Here is a 3837-nt window from a genome sequence, read left to right on the forward strand (position 1 = left end):
ATGTGTATAAGAGACAGGCCGCCAGCAGACGGCGCTCGCGGACAAGTACCCCCTGGTGGTGGGCAACATGAACGGTGCCCCGGTCACGCTGCGCTATCGCGCCAACCGGCACGCGCTGATGCAGGCCGGGGCCGTGGAGCAGCAACGCACCCAGGACACCGCGCTCTCGCGTGACGGCCGCCACCAGGCCCTGCTCCGGCTGGAACGCTTCCGGTCGCTGCTCGCGAAGGACCGGCAGATCCTCGCCTTCGACCCGTCGGGAAGAGGACACGCGGCCGAGGTGCTCGGCGACCTCGACCGCGCGGAACGCGTCTCGGTCGTGGTGCCCGGTGTCGACACCAACCTGCTGACGCTGGAGCGCACGGGCCCCAAGGTGAACACCGCGCCGGTGGGCATGGCACGCTCCCTGTACGGCGCGGAGCGCGCGGCCCGTCCCGGTACCCGCACCGCCGTCATCGCGTGGGCGGACGAGATGTGTATAAGAGACAGCTCGGCGGCCTGGCGGCGAGCGGGGCGGTGCGGCTGAACTCGCTCCTCGCGGCGCTGCCCGGCACCTCGACCGTCTCGCTGTTCTGCCACAGCTACGGCTCCGTGCTGTGCGGTCTGGCCGCGCGCGGCCTGCCCGGCCGGGTCTCGGACATCGCGGTCGCGGGGAGCCCCGGCATGCGGGCGGACAGCGCCGCGGCCCTGGACACGCGCGCGCGGGTGTGGGCCATGCGGGACAGCGGCGACTGGATCGAGGACGTGCCGCACCTGGAGCTCGGCGGGCTCGGGCACGGTGCCGACCCGGTCGCCCCCGAGTTCGGCGCGCGGCTCGTGTCGGCGAGCGGGGCCGTGGGGCACAGCGGCTATTTCGAGCCGGGCACCGAGAGCCTCAGCAATTTCGCCGCCATCGGCGTGGGCGCCTACAGCTCGATCAGCTGTGCGAGCGCCGATCAGGCCTGTCAGCGTGAGATTTCCGGGGGGCTGCGTGCCTGACGCGCGTAGAGCGCGGTGAACAGTCCGTGAACGCTCCTACCGGGAATGCTCACACCGAGGGGGGACGTGAGAGCGCATGCCGCATACGATGAAGCACATGGGTGATGTGCTGGCCGGAAATCATGCCACCTGGGAGTTCGACACCGACTCCTTGCTCATCCGCTTCGAACGGGGGATCCGCACGCCGAGGCTCTTCCAGAGCCTGCGTGAACGCCGTGTTCCGTACGCGGCGTTGTCGTCGGTGGCGTTGTCCCCGGGCAAGCGGGGCACGGTGGTCCTGCACGCGGTGCCGAGACCGGGCGCCGACCCGCTGCTGGAGGCAGCCGCGGGACAGCTGAAGGAGGGCTGCGACCCGTACCGGCTGGCCCTGCCCGCCGACCGCGAGGCCCTCGCCGAGTACTACGCGGACGAGCTGCGGTCGGTCCTGGCACCGGACGCGTCCCGGCCCGCCGAGCGGTTCATGGTCGCGGCCCCGGAGGCGCCCATGCAGTTCAAGGCGTACGACGGCCGGGCCGGTTTCGACGGGTCGCGGGTCTCCTTCCGGTGGTCGTGGACCGGGGCGTCCAGCGCCAAGTGGAAGGCCGGCGACCAGACGTTCCCGGTGGCGGAGCTGAGCGGGGTCGAGTGGCGGTCCCCGGACGCGGTGGAGGGCTACCTGCGGCTGGTGCCGCGCGGCGCGTCCCCGGAGGCCGACGGCCCGGCGCCCGTTCCCGGGCAGGGCTGCCCGGACGCCGCCTCCCGGCGCGTCCAGGCCGACCAGGACCCGGCGGCCGTCCTGTTCGGGCTGGGCTACGGCCCGGTGCACGAGTCGCTGCCGTTCGCGGCGGCGGTCCTGGAGTCCGTACGCCGTACCCAGCCGGCCCCGCTCGTACCGGCACCCGCCCCGGTGGGCGCCCCGCTGCGCGACCCCGCGGCGGTGGCGGAGCGGATGCGGCACCTCGGGGAGCTGCACCGGGCGGGCCTGGTGACGGACGACGAGTACAGCGCCAAGAAGGCGGAGCTGCTGGCGGAGCTGTAGGACCCGCGCCCGGCCGCCCCGTACTCCGGTACGGGGCGGAAGCGGCACCCGGGTATGACGCCCCGCCGTCCGCGCCCGCCTAACCTGGCCGGGTCATGTCCTCCTCTTCCGCCTCCCCGGGACCGCTCCCGCCCTCCGACGGCCTGATCAGCGCCGCCCGCCGCCATCTGGGGGCGCTCGCCCGCAGTCTGACCCGCCCCTCCCACCCGCCGACCCCGCTGCTCGCCGGCGCCACCAGGCGGTGGCGCCGGCTGGCGCCGTATGTCGTCGTCGCCCTGCTCGCCGTCATCTTCCTGCCCGTCACCTTCACCCTTCTGACCTCGGACTACCACGTGGGCGGCGGGTCGGCCGCGCTTCTGGCACTCGCCCAGGCGGGGCCGCTGCTGATGCTGGCCCACCGTCCGCTGCAGGCGTGGTGGATCGTCTTCTGCGCGGACGTCGTCGGCGCGCTGGTGCTGCTGGCACCCGCCGCCTCCCCGTCGCCCACCTCCGTGCCGGTCCCGCCCCACCCCCAGGAGCTCCCCTGGCCGTGGCCGGCGCCCGTCATCCTCGGCTACCTCTTCGTGCTGATCGCCCTGGGCCTGCGTGAGACCCGGCGGACCCTGCTCGCCGTCTGGCTGACGACCGGCACGGCCGGGCTGGTGCTGCATCTGCTCGCGCCGGACCGCAGCAACGGCAGTTTCCTGATGCCGGTCCTGGGCGGCCTCGTCCTGCTGATCGTGGCGGCGCTGCGGGAGCGGCGCGAGGCACAGCACAGGCTCGCCGAGCAGGAGACCATCAGCGAGGCCGAGCGTGCGGGGCGGACCCTGCTGGAGGAACGGACCCGGATCGCCCGGGAACTGCACGACGTGGTCGCCCACCACATGTCCGTGATCACGGTGCAGGCGGACTCGGCACCGTACCGGATCAGCGGGCTCCCCCAGGAGGCACGCGCGGAGTTCGACTCGATCGCGGCGAGTGCGCGGGAGTCGCTGACGGAGATGAGACGGCTGCTCTCGGTGCTGCGCAGCGACGGCACGGAGGGCGAGCGGGCGCCTCAGCCGGGGCTCGGCCGGATCCAGCAGCTGGTGGAGGCCACCGTGCGGACGGGGCTGCCCGTGGAGCTCTCGATGGGCACGGAGGTGCCGGAGGCGACGGCGGACGGGCTGCCCCAGGCCGTCGACCTGTCCGCGTACCGCATCGTGCAGGAGGCCCTGGCCAACGTGGTGCGGCACGCGCCGGGCGCCCGCACCCGGGTGTCGGTCACGGCGCTCGGCCGCCATCTGACGGTCCTGGTCGTCAACGACCGGGCGGAGCGGCCCGGTTCGCCGCTGGAGGCGAGTGGTACGGGGCACGGGCTGGTCGGGATGCGGGAACGCGTACGGTTGACCGGCGGCACGCTGGACACGGGGCCGCTGCCCGACGGGGGCTTCCGGGTGGCCGCACGGCTTCCGCTCTCCGCCGCACCCGCGGTCCCGTCCGCATCCCAGGCCTCGGAGGACTCGTGAGCATCCGCGTGATCATCGTTGACGACCAGGCCATGGTCCGGGCGGGTTTCGCGGCGCTGCTGGCCGCCCAGAGCGACATCGAGGTGGTGGGGGAGGCGCCGGACGGGCGCCAGGGTGTCGAGGTGAGCCGGAGGACGTGTCCGGACGTGGTCCTGATGGACGTCCGGATGCCGGAGATGGACGGTCTGGCGGCGGCCCGCGAGCTGCTGTCCCCGGGCGAGGGGACGGACCACCGCCCGAAGGTGCTGATGCTCACCACGTTCGACGTGGACGACTACGTGTACGAGGCGCTGCGCGTCGGGGCGTCCGGCTTCCTGCTGAAGGACGCGCCGCCGGCCGATCTGATCGCGGCGG

At 73.8% G+C, this 3837-nt stretch carries 3 protein-coding genes and 1 pseudogene; all 4 read left to right on the forward strand.

The features are described from left to right. Positions 1–13 precede the first annotated feature (13 nt). A pseudogene (locus tag IH13_RS37010) lies at positions 14–978 on the forward strand (alpha/beta hydrolase); the annotation flags it as partial. Positions 979–1075: 97 nt separating this feature from the next. Continuing rightward, positions 1076–1996 (forward strand): DUF4429 domain-containing protein, encoded by a 921-nt coding sequence (locus tag IH13_RS0108685; protein ID WP_031082573.1) that lies wholly within the window; start codon positions 1076–1078, stop codon positions 1994–1996. A gap of 95 nt (positions 1997–2091) precedes the next feature. After that, the gene (locus IH13_RS0108690; protein WP_031082575.1) at positions 2092–3483 is read left to right on the forward strand and encodes a sensor histidine kinase; all 1392 of its coding nucleotides are present in this window, start codon (positions 2092–2094) and stop codon (positions 3481–3483) included. Then, positions 3480–3837, forward strand: a 358-nt coding sequence (locus IH13_RS0108695; protein ID WP_031082577.1) for a response regulator, incomplete at its 3' end; no start/stop codon positions are given. The genes IH13_RS0108690 and IH13_RS0108695, both read left to right, overlap by 4 nt.

Origin of the sequence: Streptomyces sp. NRRL WC-3549 (assembly GCF_000721935.1) — a bacterium.
Taxonomy (GTDB): domain Bacteria; phylum Actinomycetota; class Actinomycetes; order Streptomycetales; family Streptomycetaceae; genus Streptomyces.

Bases quoted from the DNA above. Each gene is read 5' to 3' on its own strand.
- IH13_RS0108690 (WP_031082575.1), top strand. From the start codon at position 2,092: ATGTCCTCCTCTTCCGCCTCCCCGGGACCGCTCCCGCCCTCCGACGGC.
- IH13_RS0108685 (WP_031082573.1), top strand. From the start codon at position 1,076: ATGGGTGATGTGCTGGCCGGAAATCATGCCACCTGGGAGTTCGACACC.